Genomic DNA, 16181 nt, shown 5'->3' on the forward strand with positions numbered 1-16181 from the left:
GGGTGTGCGGTTTTTTTTCTTTTTTTTTTTTTGTTTGTGGGCCCCCTCCCCCCCTTTTCTTTTTTTCCTCTCCTCCCCCCAGAAAGGACCCCGGACCTGCAAGACAAAAGGCTAATGGCCAGACCCCAAGCGGAACGAGAATGTTACCGGGTATGTCTAGAATTCACGGTAACCCTCGAGGAGTAAGCACGCCATGACCGCAATCCATTACACGGGCGAAGAGCGCAAAAGCCGTATCTTTGCCATCGTCGGGGCTTCTTCCGGCAACCTGGTGGAGTGGTTCGACTTTTATGTCTATGCCTTCTGCGCCATCTATTTCGCCCCGGCGTTCTTTCCCTCCGACGACCCTACCGTGCAACTGCTCAACACGGCTGGTGTGTTCGCCGCAGGCTTTCTGATGCGCCCCATCGGCGGCTGGATTTTCGGCCGCCTGGCCGACCGTCACGGTCGCAAGAATTCGTTGATGATCTCGGTATTGATGATGTGCGCAGGCTCGTTGCTGATTGCCTGCCTGCCGACCTATTCGAGCATCGGCACCTGGGCGCCGGCACTGCTGCTGTTTGCGCGGCTGGTCCAGGGCTTGTCGGTCGGCGGTGAGTACGGCACCACTGCGACCTACATGAGCGAGGTGGCCCTGCGTGGCCAGCGTGGATTCTTCGCCTCGTTCCAGTACGTCACCCTGATCGGCGGCCAGTTGCTGGCGGTGCTGGTGGTGGTGATCCTGCAGCAACTGCTCACCGAAGAAGAACTGCGCGCCTGGGGCTGGCGCATTCCGTTCGTGGTCGGTGCCGTCGCCGCGCTGATCTCGTTGATGCTGCGTCGGTCGCTGAAAGAGACCAGCAATGCCGAAACTCGCCAGGATAAAGATGCCGGCAGCATCAGTGGCCTGTTCCGCAACCACGCCGCCGCCTTCATCACGGTGCTGGGCTACACCGCTGGCGGTTCGTTGATCTTCTACACCTTCACCACCTACATGCAGAAATACCTGGTCAACACGGCTGGCATGAACGCCAAGAGCGCCAGCTTCGTGATGACTGGCGCGCTGTTCCTGTTCATGATCCTGCAGCCGCTGTTCGGCATGTTGTCCGACCGTATCGGCCGACGTAACTCGATGCTGTTGTTCGGCGCGCTGGGCACCTTGTTCACCGTACCGCTGCTGATGGCGCTCAAGACCGTGACCAGCCCGTTCATGGCCTTCGTGCTGGTGACCCTGGCGCTGTGCATCGTCAGTTTCTATACCTCCATCAGCGGCCTGGTGAAGGCCGAGATGTTCCCACCTCAGGTCCGTGCCTTGGGTGTGGGCCTGGCCTATGCCGTGGCCAACGCGGTCTTCGGCGGTTCGGCCGAATACGTCGCCCTGGGCTTGAAGACGCTGGGGATGGAGAACACTTTCTACTGGTACGTGACCGCCATGATGGCGGTGGCCTTCCTGTTCAGCCTGCGCCTGCCCAAGCAGGCGGCGTACCTGCACCATGACCACTAAGGACGTTGCATGAGCAACCAACTGTTCGACGCCTACTTCACCGCCCCGGCCATGCGCGAGGTGTTCAGCGACCGCGGCCGCCTGCAGGGCATGCTCGACTTCGAGGCGGCCCTGGCGCACGCCGAGGCCGACGCGGGGCTGGTGCCGCACAGTGCGGTGGTGGCCATCGAGGCGGCGTGCAAGGCCGAGCGCTATGACGTGCAAGCGCTGGCGCAGGCCATTGCAGTGGCTGGCAACTCGGCGATCCCGCTGGTCAAGGCATTGGGCAAGGTGGTCGCCAGTGGCGTGCCTGAGGCCGAGCGTTATGTGCACCTGGGCGCTACCAGCCAGGATGCGATGGACACTGGCCTGGTTCTGCAACTGCGTGATGCACTGGCGTTGATCGAGGCCGACCTTGGAAAGCTCGCCGACAGCCTGGCGCGCCAGGCTCTGCTGCATGCCGACACGCCGCTGGTGGGGCGCACCTGGCTGCAGCACGCCACGCCTGTGACGCTGGGCATGAAGCTGGCCGGTATGCTCGGGGCGTTGACCCGTCACCGCCAGCGCTTGCAGGAGCTGCGTCCGCGCCTGTTGTGCCTGCAATTCGGGGGTGCCTCTGGCAGCCTTGCGGCGCTGGGCAGCAAGGCGCTGCCGGTGGCCGAGGCGCTGGCGGCGCAACTTGGCCTCGCCTTGCCCGAGCAGCCCTGGCACACCCAGCGTGACCGCCTGGTGGAGTTCGCCTCGGTGCTGGGCCTGATCGCCGGCAGCCTGGGCAAGTTCGGCCGCGATATCAGCCTGCTGATGCAGACCGAGGCTGGCGAGGTGTTCGAGCCTGCTGCGCCGGGGAAGGGGGGCTCTTCGACCATGCCGCACAAGCGCAATCCGGTGGGAGCGGCGGTGCTGATCGGCGCCGCGACCCGCGTGCCGGGGCTGCTGTCGACGTTGTTCGCCGCCATGCCCCAGGAGCACGAGCGTAGCCTGGGTCTGTGGCATGCCGAATGGGAGACCTTGCCAGACATCTGTTGCCTGGTTTCCGGCGCCCTGCGCCAGGCACAACTGATCGCCGAGGGCATGGAGGTGGACGCCGAGCGCATGCGCCGCAACCTCGAGCTCACCCAAGGCCTGGTACTGGCCGAAGCGGTGAGCATCGTGCTGGCCCAGCGTCTGGGGCGCGACAAGGCCCATCACCTGCTTGAGCAATGCTGTCAGCGCGCGGTGGCCGAACAGCGCCACCTGCGTGCCGTGCTCGGTGACGAGCCGCAGGTCACCGAGCAACTGTCTGGCGAAGCGCTCGACCAGTTGCTCGATCCTGCCCATTACCTCGGCCAGGCCCGCGTCTGGGTGGCGCGCGCCGTGGCCGAACATCAACGCTTCACTGCCTGAAGGAGACCGCTGTGGCGCATTTGCAACTGGCCGATGGCGTACTGAACTACCAACTCGAAGGCCCCGAGCACGCCCCGGTGCTGGTGCTGTCCAACTCGCTGGGCACCAACCTGCACATGTGGGATACCCAGATGCCGCTGTGGACCGAACACTTTCGAGTACTGCGCTACGACACGCGTGGCCATGGCGATTCGCTGGTGACCGAAGGGCCGTACAGCATCGAACAACTGGGGCGTGATGTGGTGGCGCTGCTGGATGCCCTGCAGATCGAGCGCGCGCATTTCTGCGGGCTGTCGATGGGCGGCCTGATCGGCCAGTGGCTGGGCATCAATGCTGGCGAGCGCTTGCAGCGTCTGGTGGTATGCAACACGGCGGCGAAGATCGGCTCGCCTGAAACCTGGAATCCGCGTATCGAAATGGTCTTGCGCGACGGTGCCGAGGCCATGCGTGGGTTGCGCGATGCGTCCATCGAGCGCTGGTTCACCCCAGCGTGGTCGAGCGTGCACGCGGATCAGGTCCAGCGTATCACCGACATGCTCGCGACCACCTCGCCACAGGGCTACGCCGCCAATTGCGGCGCGGTGCGCGATGCCGATTTCCGCGATCAGCTGGGTGCGATCACTGCGCCGCTGCTGGTGATTTCCGGGGAGGCCGACGCGGTGACGCCGCCCTCGGGTGGCCTGTACATTCAGGAGCATGTGGCAGGCGCCGAGTACCAAGGCTTCCAGGCTGCGCACTTGTCCAACGTCGAAGTCGGCGAGCCGTTCAGCCGTCGCGTGCTCGATTTCCTGATGGCTCGCTGAGGACTACGCCATGGATGAGAAACAACGTTACGACGCTGGCATGCAGGTGCGTCGCGCGGTGCTGGGCGATGCCCATGTGGACCGCAGCCTGGAGAAACTCAACGACTTCAATGGCGAGTTCCAGGAGATGATCACCCGCCACGCCTGGGGCGATATCTGGACCCGCCCGGGGTTGCCACGCCACACCCGCAGCCTGATCACCATTGCCATGCTGATCGGCATGAACCGCAACGAGGAACTCAAGTTGCACCTGCGCGCGGCGGCCAACAATGGCGTGACCCGCGACGAGATCAAGGAAGTGATCATGCAGAGTGCGATCTACTGCGGGATCCCGGCGGCCAATGCGACCTTCCACCTGGCCGAGTCGGTGTGGGATGAGCTTGGGGTCGAGTCGCGTGCCTAGGCCATAGATCCCCACTGAATGCTTCGCGGGCAAGCCCGCGAAACATTCAGCACTGTTCCAGCGTCTACACAGCCGCCTTCTTCCCGCGCACCGCCACAGGTCCGGCATTGGCCTCCACGGCCTGCCTCAGCCCGGCACACAGCCCAAGCATGAACGCCAGTTCTGCAACCACGAACAGTGGCCCGATGATCAAGCCGCTGACATCGTCGACGAAGGCGGGCTTGCGGCCCTCGTAGGCATGCCCGACGAACTGGATGATCCAGCCCAGCACGAAGGCCCCGAGCCCGGCACTCAGCCACAGCCCTGTGCTTTGCAGCGCCAGCCATTCGCCTGCCCACAGGCACAGCCCCAGCAATATGCCCATGACCAGCCCGAAGCGCAGGTCCAGGCGCAGGTAGAACCATACCGACGCCGCCGCCACCAGCAGCGCTGGCGACAGCCAGATGCCGGCAACAGGCCAGCCGGGTCGTGACAGCAGGATGCTTACCGCCAGCACGATCAGTGGAATGCCGACGAAGTGCGTGGCGATGTTGCGCGGGTCGCGATGATAGGCCGCGTATTGACTCAGGTGTTCGACGAGGTTTTTCATTGTTGTTCCTCCATCAGGGGTAGCGACAGCTTGCCCCGTTCATCCGCCGTCGTCTGTCGCCTGGCCGACAGAGTCCGTTCAGAAGAGGTGTCATGGACAACCCCCAAGCCTGGCGTGCGCAGTTGAGCCACGGCCAGTGGTTTCGGCAGTTGCCCGCTCAGGTTCAGGATAGCCTGCTGGCACTGGCGCGTTCGCGTGAGCTGGCGGCCGGACAGTGCCTGTTCCAGCGTGGTGACCCGCCCTGCGGTCTGTATGCGGTGCTGGAGGGCGCCATGCGCGTCGGCGCGGTCAGCCGTGACGGCAAGGAAGCGCTGCTGACGCTGGTCGAGCCGCCTTACTGGTTCGGCGAGATCAGCCTGTTCGACGGCCAGCCGCGTACCCACGATGCCTTTGCCGAAGGTGTCACGCAGCTGTTGTGGATCCCTCAGGCAGCGTTGCTCGACTGGTTGGCACAGCATCCGCAGCACTGGCGCGACCTGGCCTTGCTGATGAGCCACAAGCTGCGCTGGGTGTTTGTTGCGCTTGAGCAGCAGCACCTGCTGGCCGCGGGGCCGCGTGTGGCCCATCGGCTGTTGCAGATCGCCGAAGGCTATGGCGAGCGCGATGTTGCCCAATGGCGGCTGCAGTTGTCGCAGGAGCAACTGGCGCTGATGCTGTCGCTGTCGCGCCAGACCATCAACCAGATCCTCAAGGCGCTGGAGCAGGCGGGGGTGGTGCAACTGGGCTATGGCGAAGTACTGATCCTCGATGCGCCGAGGCTGCGGGAGATGGCTGCGCATCCAGGCTGACCAGGGTATCGATCATCGCCCGTGCTGCCGGTGACAGGCGATAGCCGCTGCGGCTGATCACCCCGCAACGCACGCTCAGCACTTCCAGCCCCGGCGGCAGGTTGCGCCAGTGCAGGCGTACCAGGCGCCCGGCGGCCAGGTCCTCGGCCACGGCTTCCTCGCTGGCGCTGCCGAGGGTATCGCTGGCCAGCACCACGCTGCGCAGCACGGCCAGGTGTTCGGTCTGCAGGTGCGGGATGAAGTCGCTGCGTCCGCTGATGTTGGCCAGGCGCTTGCGTACACCGGGGGTGAGCAGGGCGCTGGCCAGGGGGTAGGCGAACAGGTCGTTGGTCGACAGGCTGTCCTTGGCCAACAGAGGATGGCCGGGGCGGCAGAAGAACAGGCCGGGGCGCGGGTTGAGCGGCTCAGTATGGAAGTTGGGGTCGGCCTCGAAGGGGCGTATATCGTCGACGAAGAACTCGATCTGTTCGCGGCGCAGGGCCTGGCCCAGGCGTTCGGCGTTGTCCACCTGCAGCTCGGTGCGGATTCCCGGATGCTGGGTGATGAACTGCTGCAGCGCGTCGGGCACCAGCCTTGCGGCCAGGGCCGGGCCGCTGCCGAAATGCAGCTCGCCGGCGTCGAGCTTGGTCATCTGCAGCACGTCGTTGCTCAGTTGTGCGGCCCCCTGAACCAGGCGTCGTGCATGTTGCAGCACCACCTGGCCCTCGGGTGTCGGTTGCAGCGTCTTGTTGCCGCGATCGACCAGGGCGCAGCCGAACTCCTGCTCCAGGCCCTGGATGGCGCGGCTGAACGCGGGCTGGGTAATGCCCATGGCTTCGGCAGCGTGGACGAAGCTGCGGTACTCGGTGAGGGCGATGAAATAGCGCAGTTGGCGAAGGTCCATATCGAGATTCTGCGGAGTAAAGAGGGCTCGTTTTAGACCTTGTTTCTTATTCCGTCAACGATGGTTTTGTTAGCTATTTAGCTGTTTTTGTTATTTGAAAAGGGGCGGACAAGCCCGCCCCCAAGCGCGCCGCGACTTTCACAACAGGCTGAACGGATAACTCACGATCAGCCTGTTCTCGTCGAAGGCGTTGGTGCTGAAGTCCCTGCGCATGGTGGAGTTGCGCCATTTCACCGACAGGTCCTTGAACGTACCGGACTGGATCACGTACGCCAGTTCGCTCTCGCGCGCCCATTCCTTGCCGTCGGTGATGCTGCCGACATGCACGTTGTCGCCTTTGATGTAGCGGTTCATCAGGGTCAGCCCGGGTATGCCGACGGTGGCGAAGTTGAAATCGTGGCGCAGTTGCCAGGAGCGTTCCTTGGCATTCTCGAAGCTGGCGTTGTAGCTGTCGTTGGCCAAGGTGCCGCCGCTGGTGCCGTTGACTCGCATCCACTCGTCATCGCCGCTGACCTTCTGCAGGCCGACATAGAACGTATGCCCCTGATAGCGTGCCGAAAGCATGGCCGAGGCGGTGCGGTTGTCCAGCTTGCCGGCGCGTTCGGCGCCGTCTTCCTTACCGATGAAGTAGCCCAGGTTCGCGCCCAGGGTCCAGTCGCCCAAGGGTTGGCTGTGCACCAGGTTGAAGTACTGCTGGCGGTAGATATCCTTGAGCTGGGCATCCCACACTCCGACCTGGGTGCGCTTGTCGTTGAAGCTGTACTCGCCGCCAGCAAAGTTGAAGCGGTCGGAGGTGAAGCCCGGGCGGCTGAACAGCGCCATATCCTCCATGCTCGCGTCGTTGCGTGGGCTGTTGCCACGGAACTGGCCGGCGTACAGGGTCAGCCCGGTGATCTCCCTGGAGGTGATCTGGCCGCCGCGGAAGGTCTGCGGCAGCGAGCGACCATCGTCAGAGCGCAGGATCGGCAGCACCGGCATCCATTCGCCGACCTTGAGTTCGGTCTGCGAAATCCTGGTCTTGAGTGCAACACCCAGGCGACCGAAGTCGTCGGCGGGGCGACCATCGTCGTGCACCGGCAACAGTTGCGTGCCGGCTGTCCCCTTGCCGCCATCGAGCTTGACCGAATACAGCCCCAGCACATCGACGCCAAAGCCGACGGTGCCCTGGGTGAACCCGGAGCGGGCGTCGAGGATGAAGCTTTGCGTCCATTCCTCGGCCTTGCCCTGGGCCTTGGCCGGGTCGACGAAGTTGCGGTTGATGTAGAAGTTGCGCAGGTTGAGGGTGGCCTTGGCGTCTTCCATGAAGCCGCCGTCGGCAGCGAGGACGGGCAGGGCGCAGGACATGGCCAGCAGGCCCGGCAGCAGCGGGCGGGTGGGTTGCAGAATGCTCATCTGTCGTGGATCTCTTGTTTTTATGGGCGAGTCGGAGCGCTGCAGGGTACGAGCCTGCAGGTCGACGCTTTTTTTTGGGATGAACTGTGCAACGTTGCGCAAGCGATGGTGCGCGGAAGGGCGGTGGAGTGGCAATTCGTTGCAAACGGTTGCGGGCGATAATCGAACGCAATGTTCCGGGTGGTTAATTAGGTGGCGGTGTTGGCCCTATCGTCTGGCAATCACCGGCACCGCCAAAACAAAAAGCCCACCGCGAAGGGTGGGCTCGATGCTGCTGCCAGGCCAATCAGCCTTTCGGTGTGGCCACCGACGCCTGCTGGTTGGTCTGCTCGTACCAGCCACCGCCAAGCGCCTTGTACAGGTTGACCTCGCTGGTCAGCTGCGACAGGCGATCGCTGATCAGCGCCTGCTGGGCACTGAACAGGTTGCGCTGGGCGTCGAGGAAGGTCAGGTTGCTGTCGATACCGATGCGGTAGCGACGCTCGGCCAGACGGTAGTAATCCTGGTTGGCGGCAACCAGGTCACGCTGGGCCTGCAACTGCTCCTCGAAGGTCTTGCGCGCGGCCAGGCCATCGGAGACTTCCTGGAAGGCGGTCTGGATGGTCTTTTCGTACTTGGCGACGTTGATGTCCTTCTGGATCTTCGAGTAGTCCAGGCTCGCCCGCAGGCTGCCGGCGTTGAAGATCGGCAGGTTGATCTGCGGCTGGAACAGCCAGGTCCCCGAACCACCCTTGAACAGCCCGCCCATGTCCGGGCTCAGGGTACCGGCGTTGGCGGTCAGGCTGATGCTCGGGAAGAACGCGGCGCGGGCCGCGCCGATGTTGGCGTTGGCAGCCTTGAGCAGGTGCTCGGCTTCCTGGATGTCCGGACGCCGCTGCAGCAGGTCGGACGGCAGGCCCGCCGGCACGTCGGCCAGCTGGTCGGCGTCGAGCTTCAGCGGCGCCGGCAGGTCGGCCGGTACACCGGTCCCCAGCAGCACGGTGAGGCTGTTCAGGTCCTGCGCCACCAGGCGCTGGTACTGCGACAGCTTGACCCGCGCGCCTTCGACGGCGGTGCGCGCCTGGCTCAGGTCGAGCGCGGAAGCCACACCGACCTCGTTGCTGCGGCGGGTCAGGTTGTAGCTTTCCTCGTAGGTCTTGAGCGTTTCTTCGGTCAGCTTCAGCAGCGCCTGGTCGGCCTGCCAGGTGTAGTAGGCGTTGGCCACGCTGGCCACCAGGCTGATCTGCGTGGAGCGACGCGCCTGCTCGCTGGAGAGGTAGGTCTCCAGGGCCTGCTCGCTCAGGCTGCGCACGCGGCCGAACAGGTCCAGCTCGTACGCGCTGACACCCAGCGTTGCCGAGTACTGGCTGGTGATGTTCGCCTCACCGGTCTGCGACAGGTTGGCCGGAACCCGCTGGCGGCTGCCGCTGCCGGTGGCCGAGACCGCCGGGAACAGGTCGGCGCGCTGGATGCGGTACTGCGCGCGGTAGGCGTCGATGTTCAACGCGGCGACCCGCAGGTCGCGGTTGTTGACCAGCGAGGTCTGGATCAGTTTCTGCAGTGCCGGGTCGTGGAAGAACTGGCGCCAGCCCTGTTCGGCGGCGGCCACGTCGGCCGACTGGGTCGGCGAGTACGCAGGGCCTTGCGGCCACTGCGCGGCCACCGGTGCTTCCGGGGTCTGGTAGTCGGGAATCAGCGAGCAGCCGCCGAGAATGAAAGCGGTTACCGCCAGGGACAACAAAGACTTGGTCATTGCCCAGCCTCATTACGTGGAGTTTCAGGGGTGGCGTCTGCTTTCGGCTCTTTGCTGCCGAACAGCGACGACACTGCTACGAAGAACAGCGGTACCCAGAAGATCGCCAGCACAGTCGCACTGATCATGCCGCCGATCACCCCGGTGCCGATCGCGTGCTGGCTTCCGGCGCCCGCGCCGCTGGCGATGGTCAACGGTACCACGCCGAGGATGAATGCCAGCGAGGTCATGATGATCGGGCGCAGACGCATACGGCACGCCTCGATCGTCGCATCGAACAGGCTCTTGCCCTGTTCGTGCAGCTCTTTGGCGAACTCGACGATCAGAATGGCGTTTTTCGCCGCCAGGCCGATGGTCGTCAGCAGGCCGACGAGGAAGTACACGTCATTCGACAGCCCGCGCATGCTGGTGGCGATCAGTGCACCGATGATACCCAGCGGCACCACCAGCACGACGGCGATCGGGATCGACCAGCTTTCGTACAGCGCTGCCAGGCAGAGGAACACGAACAGCAGCGAAAGGGCGAACAGCGCCGGCATCTGCGAACCGGAGAGCTTCTCCTCGTAGGACATGCCGGTCCAGGAGTAGCCGATGCCCGACGGCAGTTCGCCGACGATGCGTTCGACCTCGGCCATGGCCTCACCGGTACTGTAGCCCGGCGCCGGGGCACCGAGGATCTCGACTGCTTCCACGCCGTTGTAACGCGACAGCTTCGGCGAGCCGTAGGTCCATTCACCGGAGGCGAAGGAGGAGAACGGCACCATCTCGCCCTGGCCGTTGCGCACGTACCACTTCTGCAAGTCTTCGGGGCTCATGCGGGCACTGGAGTCGCCCTGGATGTACACCTTCTTGACCCGGCCACGATCGATGAAGTCGTTGACGTAGCTGCCACCCAGCGCGATCGACAGGGTGTTGTTGATGTCGGCAATGGTGACGCCCAGGGCACTGGCGCGCTCATCGTCGACGATCAGCTGGTACTGCGGCTCGTCGTTCAGGCCGTTGGGGCGCACCGCAGAGAGGATCTTGCTCTGCGAGGCCTTGGCCAGGAACTGGTTGCGCGCTTCCATGAGCTTCTCGTGGCCGACGCCGGCACGGTCCTGGAGGAACACGTCGAAGCCGGTGGCGTTACCCAGCTCGAGCACTGCCGGCGGTGCGAAGGCGAACACCATCGCATCGCGGAAGCTGAAGAAGTGCTGCTGGGCGCGGGCCGAGAGATTGAACACGCTGTTCTCGGCCGAACGCTCGCCCCAAGGTTTGAGCATGATGAACGCCATGCCCGAGCTCTGGCCACGACCGGCGAAGTTGAAACCGGTCACGGTGAACACCGACGACACGGTGTCGGCTTCGTCCTTGAGAAGGTATTCGCGCATCTTGTCGACGACCACCTGGGTGCGTTCGGCACTGGAACCGGCCGGGGTCTGCACCTGGGCGAAGAGTACGCCCTGGTCTTCTTCAGGCAGGAACGCGGTGGGGATGCGACTGAACAGCCAGATCATGCCCACCACGATCAGCGCATAGGCCAGCAGGAACGGGATTTTGTTGCGCAGGATGGTGCCGACACTGCGCTCGTAGCCCTTTACGCTGCGGTCGAAGTTACGGTTGAACCAGCCGAAGAAGCCGCCCTTGGCCGTGTGGTGCTCACCCTTTTTCAGCGGCTTGAGCATGGTCGCGCACAGCGCCGGGGTGAAGATCAGTGCCACCAGCACCGACAGGCCCATGGCCGATACGATGGTGATCGAGAACTGCCGGTAGATCACGCCGGTGGAGCCGCCGAAGAAGGCCATCGGCAGCAGTACCGCCGAAAGCACCAGGGCGATACCGACCAGTGCGCCCTGAATCTGCTGCATCGAGCGCTTGGTCGCTTCCTTGGGTGGCAGCCCCTCTTCGGACATCACCCGCTCGACGTTTTCCACGACGACGATGGCATCGTCCACCAACAGGCCGATGGCCAGGACCATGGCGAACATGGTCAGGGTGTTGATGCTGAAGCCTGCGGCCGCAAGGATGCCGAAGGTGCCCAGCAACACCACCGGAACGGTCATGGTGGTGATGATGGTGGCGCGGAAGTTCTGCAGGAACAGGTACATCACCAGGAACACCAGGACCACGGCCTCGATCAGGGTGTGGATCACCCCGCTGATCGATTCGGTGACGACCGGCGTGGTGTCATACGGGAACACCGCTTTCACGCCCGGCGGGAAGAACGGTTCCAGGTCGCTGATGGTCTTGCGCAGCGCCTTGGCGGTATCCAGGGCGTTGGCACCGGTCGCCAGCTTGACCGCCAGGCCCGATGCCGGCTTGCCGTTGAACTGCGCGCTGACCGCGTAGTTCTCGCCGCCCAGGCCGACCTTGGCGACGTCGCGCAGGCGTACCTGCGAGCCATCGTTGTTGACCTTGAGCAGGATCTTCTCGAATTGCTCGGCGGTCTGCAGGCGGGTCTTGCCGATGATGGTGGCGTTGAGTTGGGTACCCGGCATGGCGGGCAGGCCACCGAGCTGGCCGGAGGAAACCTGCACGTTCTGCGCGGTGACTGCGGTACGCACATCGACCGGGGTCAACTGGTACTTGTTGAGCTTGGCCGGGTCGAGCCAGATACGCATGGCGTACTGGGCACCGAACACCTGGAAGTCACCGACACCTGCGGTACGCGAGATCGGGTCCTGCATGTTGGAGACGATGTAGTTGGCCAGGTCGTCCTTGGTCATGCTGCCATCTTCGGAGACCAGGCCGATCACCAGCAGGAAGTTCTTCACGGCTTTGGTGACGCGAATACCTTGCTGCTGTACTTCCTGTGGAAGCAGCGGGGTGGCCAGGTTGAGCTTGTTCTGCACCTGGACCTGCGCCGTGTCGGCGTTGGTGCCCTGCTCGAAGGTCGCAGTGATGGTCATGCTGCCGTCGGAGTTGCTTTCCGACGATACATAACGCAGGTTGTCGATACCATTGAGCTGCTGCTCGATGACCTGCACCACGGTGTCCTGCACGGTCTGCGCAGAGGCACCCGGGTAGGTGACGGCAATGGCGATGGCCGGCGGCGCAATGCTTGGGTACTGGTTGATCGGCAGCTTCAGGATCGACAAGGCCCCGACCAGCATGATCACCAAGGCGATCACCCAGGCGAAGATCGGGCGATCGATAAAGAACTTCGACATGGTTTACTCCGCTTTGGCGTCTGCTTTCGCTGCGCTGGCCTGTTCAGGGCTGGCCGGCTTCTTGACGTTGGTGGCTTCGCTGACCTTTACCTCGGCACCCGGGCGCACATATTGCAGCCCTTCGGTGATCAGGCGGTCGCCCGCGTTGAGGCCTTCCTCGACCAGCCACTCGTTGCCCAGCGTGCGGCTGGCCTTGAGCTGACGCAGTTCCACCTTGTTATCCTTGTTCACCACCAGTGCTGTGGGCGCGCCCTTGAGGTCGCGGGTCACACCTTGTTGCGGGGCGAGGATGGCGTTGGCATTGACCCCTGCCTGCAGGCGGGCATGCACGAACATGCCGGGCAACAGGGTGTGGTCGGGATTGGGGAAGACGGCGCGCAGGGTCACGGAACCGGTGGTCTCGTCGACCGAGACTTCGGAAAACTCCAGGCGACCTTCGCCGGCGAACTTGCTGCCGTCTTCGAGGACCAACTGGACCTTCGCAGCGTTGTCGCCGGCCTTCTGCAGCTTTCCGCTTTCCAGGTCACGGCGCAGCTTGAGCAGTTCGGCGGTGGACTGGGTCACGTCGACGTAGATCGGGTCGAGCTGCTGGATGGTGGCCATGGCATTGGTCTGGCCGTTGCTCACCAGCGCGCCTTCGGTGACCGAGGAGCGACCGATACGACCGCTGATCGGTGCCAGCACCTTGGTGTAGCGCAGGTCGATCTGCGCGCTCTTGAGCGATGCCTCGGCCTGCAATCGTTTGGCATTGGCGTCGTCGTATTCCTGCTTGGAGACGGCTTGCTCGTCGATCAGTTGCTTGTAGCGCTCGGCCAGCGATCGGGTGGCCTGCAGGTTGGCCTGGGCGTTGGCCAGGTTGGCCTCGTAGACGGCAGGGTCGATCTGGTAGAGCTGCTGCCCTTCCTTGACGTCGCTGCCTTCCTTGAACAGGCGCTTGAGAATGATGCCGTTGACCTGTGGCCGGACTTCGGCGATGCGGTAGGCGCTGGTGCGCCCCGGCAGTTCCGAGGTCAGGGTGAAGGCCTGCGGCTGCAGGGTGACGACGCCGACCAGAGGAGCCTGCGCTGCGGGCGCGGCTTCTTCTTTCTTGCAGCCACTGAGCAGGGTTGCCAGGGCGACGGCGGAAACCAGGGCGGTAACGGCTGGCTTGAATTGCATGAGGATCCTCGGGTCGCAGGAGCAGGGGGAGCTCAAGAATAGTGGAAGAGTCTTTTAAGAAAAATCGCTATCCGGTGGATTAGTAGCTTACTAACGAATATACTTACATTCATGGTTGTTTGTAAATACCGCGTGGTGGTACCAGGCTACTACCGCAAAACGTGATTAATGCACCCGGGAGCCGCCCTGCAGAGGTGAACCCGGTTTAAAGCCCGTGCGATCTTGTGCCGGGCTCAGATGAGGTTGAGCTGCCATGGTCCGTCGAACCAAAGAGGAAGCCCAGGAAACCCGCGCCCAGATCATCGAGGCGGCGGAAAAGGCTTTCTACAAGCGCGGAGTTGCGCGAACCACCTTGGCCGATATCGCCGAGATCGCGGGGGTCACCCGTGGTGCGATCTACTGGCATTTTAGTAACAAGGCCGAGTTGGTCCAGGCGCTGCTCGACAGTTTGCACGAGACCCATGACCACCTCGCGCGTGCCAGCGAAAGCGAGGACGAACTCGACCCGCTCGGCTGCATGCGCAAGCTGCTGTTGCAAGTGCTCAATGAGCTGGTACTGGACGCCAGGACCCGGCGTATCAATGAAATCCTGCATCACAAGTGCGAGTTCACCGATGAGATGTGTGAGATCCGCCAGCAGCGACAAGGCGCCATCGTCGAATGCCACGAAGGCATTTCCCGTGCCCTGGCCAATGCAGTACGCCGTGGCCAGTTGCCCGCCGACCTGGATGTCGAGCGTGCGGCCATCGCCATGTTCGCCTATGTCGACGGCCTTATCGGGCGCTGGCTGCTGCTGCCGGACAGCTTCGACCTGCTGCGCGATGCGGAAAAATGGGTCGACACAGGGTTGGATATGCTGCGCTTGAGCCCGGCCCTGCGCAAATGACACTTTGTTAAGGATTGTGAGGAAGTCTTTCCCGGCAGGATTAAGTCGGGGTTAAAAAGGGGCCGCGTTGCGGCCCTGGCCTTTTCAATGCCCGCGTAATTGCCGGTCCGGCAACGCCAGTGCTGCCAGCAGCCCCAGCAGTGCTGCGCCGGCACTGGCCAGCAGCAGGTATCGGAACGTCACCAGCAGGTGTGCCTGGGTCGCCGGGTCCGTCTCGCCGCCCTTCAGGCTGCCCAGCAGCGGGTTGCCCAGCACCTCCAGCCCTCCGACATGCAGCAGCGCCAGCAGCAGGCTGGACATGCAGGCCACACCCATCGCCCCGCCCAGGGAGCGAAACAGGTTGGTGGTGCTGGTGGCCACGCCGATATCCTTCATGTCCACTGCGCTCTGTGTCCCCACCAGCGAAGTCGGGAACTGCAGCCCGCAGGCGATGCCGGTCAGCAGCATGAACAGCCCGCCCAGCCAGGCTGATTGCGGCGGAGTTAGGGCCATGCCGAGGATCGCCAGCGGCATCAGCAGCGCGCCCGCCAGGATCTGTGGTTTGTAGCGCCCGGTGAAGGTGGTCAGGCGGCCTGCGCTGAAGGCGCCCAGCGGCAACCCCATCGCCAACGGCAGCAGGTGCAGCGCGGCGCTGTCGGCGCCGGCACCGGTGATGCTCTGGAAGCGCAGTGGCATGAGCATGGTCAGCGAGATCGACTGGAAGCTGGCGAAGAAGATCACGCACCAGCACAGCACGGCGACCCGGTTGCCGAACAGCTTCAGTGGCAACAGCGGTTCCTGGCAGCGGCGTTCGTGGGCGACGAACAGCGCCAGGCCCAGCACCGCGCAGGCAATCAGGGCCAGCACCGGCGGCGCGGTCCAGGCATGGCCCTGGCCGACCAGGGTGATGCCCAGCAACAAACTGCCCAGGCCCAGGATCAGCAGCAATGCACCGATATAGTCGACCTGCGCTTCCCGGCGTTGGACCGGCATGCCCATCAGCGCGCGGCGGATCACCCACCAGGCGCAAAGCCCCAGCGGCAGGTTGATCCAGAACACCCAGCGCCACGACAGGTACTCGGTCAGCCACCCGCCGAGCACCGGGCCAGCCACGCTGGCCAGCGCGTACATGCTGCTGAAATATCCCTGGTAGCGTCCACGCTCGCGAGGCGGGACGAAGTCGCCGATGATTGCCTGGCTGACCGAGACCATGCCACCCGCGCCGATACCTTGCAGCACCCGCGCCAGCACCAGTTGTTCCATATTCTGGGCCAGGGCGCAGAAGATCGAGGCCAGGGTGAACAGTGCGGTGCCGGTGAGGATCATGCGCCGACGGCCATAAAGGTCGCCCAGCTTGCCGTAGATCGGCACGGCCACGGTCATGGCCACCATATAGCCGGAGATGACCCAGGCCAGCAGGCCGACATCGTTGAACTGGGCGGAAATCGCTGGCATGGAGACGGCGACGATGGTCTGGTCGAGGGCACCAAGAAGAATCGCCAGCATCAGCGCGCTGAGCACGCTGCGCAAGACGGCGGGAGGCAGGGCGGCGGTCACGGGGTCACACCTTGTGG

At 63.9% G+C, this 16181-nt stretch carries 13 protein-coding genes; 6 read left to right on the top strand and 7 right to left on the bottom strand.

The window, feature by feature from the left end:
• Positions 1–193 precede the first annotated feature (193 nt).
• The 4 genes from ACPZMI_RS18910 to pcaC are packed head-to-tail and all read left to right on the top strand — an operon-like array spanning position 194 to position 4051.
• Entirely contained in the window at positions 194–1483 is a 1290-nt protein-coding gene (locus ACPZMI_RS18910) for an MFS family transporter (protein ID WP_186711881.1), read from the top strand.
• A 9-nt stretch (positions 1484–1492) separates the two neighbouring features.
• Complete coding sequence (locus ACPZMI_RS18915; RefSeq protein WP_288374720.1) at positions 1493–2845, top strand: 3-carboxy-cis,cis-muconate cycloisomerase; 1353 nt, start codon at positions 1493–1495, stop codon at positions 2843–2845.
• An 11-nt stretch (positions 2846–2856) separates the two neighbouring features.
• On the top strand, positions 2857–3648 hold the full coding sequence (gene pcaD, locus ACPZMI_RS18920) for a 3-oxoadipate enol-lactonase (RefSeq protein WP_426352814.1): 792 nt from the start codon (positions 2857–2859) through the stop codon (positions 3646–3648).
• Positions 3649–3658: 10 nt separating this feature from the next.
• On the top strand, positions 3659–4051 hold the full coding sequence (gene pcaC, locus ACPZMI_RS18925; RefSeq protein ID WP_411383149.1) for a 4-carboxymuconolactone decarboxylase: 393 nt from the start codon (positions 3659–3661) through the stop codon (positions 4049–4051).
• Between the two features lie 64 nt (positions 4052–4115).
• On the opposite strand, the gene ACPZMI_RS18930 is transcribed toward pcaC, so the two are convergent.
• Complete coding sequence (locus ACPZMI_RS18930; RefSeq protein ID WP_411383148.1) at positions 4116–4640, bottom strand: Mpo1 family 2-hydroxy fatty acid dioxygenase; 525 nt, start codon at positions 4638–4640, stop codon at positions 4116–4118.
• 92 nt (positions 4641–4732) lie between these two features.
• Here ACPZMI_RS18930 and ACPZMI_RS18935 point away from each other — a divergent pair, with 92 nt between their 5' ends.
• Entirely contained in the window at positions 4733–5428 is a 696-nt protein-coding gene (locus ACPZMI_RS18935; RefSeq protein WP_186667284.1) for a Crp/Fnr family transcriptional regulator, read from the top strand.
• Here the strand turns inward: ACPZMI_RS18935 and ACPZMI_RS18940 are convergent.
• The 5 genes from ACPZMI_RS18940 to ACPZMI_RS18960 all read right to left on the bottom strand — a co-directional run bounded on the left by ACPZMI_RS18940 (position 5328) and on the right by ACPZMI_RS18960 (position 13742).
• On the bottom strand, positions 5328–6311 hold the full coding sequence (locus tag ACPZMI_RS18940) for a LysR family transcriptional regulator (RefSeq protein WP_426352815.1): 984 nt from the start codon (positions 6309–6311) through the stop codon (positions 5328–5330). The genes ACPZMI_RS18935 and ACPZMI_RS18940 overlap by 101 nt on opposite strands.
• Positions 6312–6449: 138 nt before the next feature.
• Positions 6450–7703, bottom strand: coding sequence for an OprD family porin (locus ACPZMI_RS18945; protein WP_426352816.1), 1254 nt, complete (start codon positions 7701–7703; stop codon positions 6450–6452).
• A 286-nt stretch (positions 7704–7989) separates the two neighbouring features.
• A complete protein-coding gene (locus ACPZMI_RS18950; RefSeq protein ID WP_186667281.1) occupies positions 7990–9435 on the bottom strand; it encodes an AdeC/AdeK/OprM family multidrug efflux complex outer membrane factor in 1446 nt (481 codons plus the stop codon).
• Positions 9432–12584, bottom strand: a complete 3153-nt coding sequence (ttgB, locus tag ACPZMI_RS18955) for a multidrug efflux RND transporter permease subunit TtgB (RefSeq protein ID WP_426352817.1) — start codon at positions 12582–12584, stop codon at positions 9432–9434. Before ttgB ends, ACPZMI_RS18950 begins: the two co-directional genes overlap by 4 nt.
• Positions 12585–12587: 3 nt before the next feature.
• Positions 12588–13742 (bottom strand): efflux RND transporter periplasmic adaptor subunit, encoded by a 1155-nt coding sequence (locus ACPZMI_RS18960; protein ID WP_186667279.1) that lies wholly within the window; start codon positions 13740–13742, stop codon positions 12588–12590.
• A 253-nt stretch (positions 13743–13995) separates the two neighbouring features.
• Between ACPZMI_RS18960 and ACPZMI_RS18965 the strand changes: the two genes are divergently transcribed.
• Entirely contained in the window at positions 13996–14628 is a 633-nt protein-coding gene (locus ACPZMI_RS18965; protein WP_186667278.1) for a TetR family transcriptional regulator, read from the top strand.
• Positions 14629–14712: 84 nt separating this feature from the next.
• Here the strand turns inward: ACPZMI_RS18965 and ACPZMI_RS18970 are convergent, their stop codons facing one another.
• Positions 14713–16164, bottom strand: coding sequence for an MDR family MFS transporter (locus ACPZMI_RS18970; RefSeq protein ID WP_186709308.1), 1452 nt, complete (start codon positions 16162–16164; stop codon positions 14713–14715).
• Positions 16165–16181 lie beyond the last annotated feature (17 nt).

It is taken from the genome of Pseudomonas wayambapalatensis (assembly GCF_049942315.1).
Lineage (GTDB): Bacteria > Pseudomonadota > Gammaproteobacteria > Pseudomonadales > Pseudomonadaceae > Aquipseudomonas > Aquipseudomonas wayambapalatensis.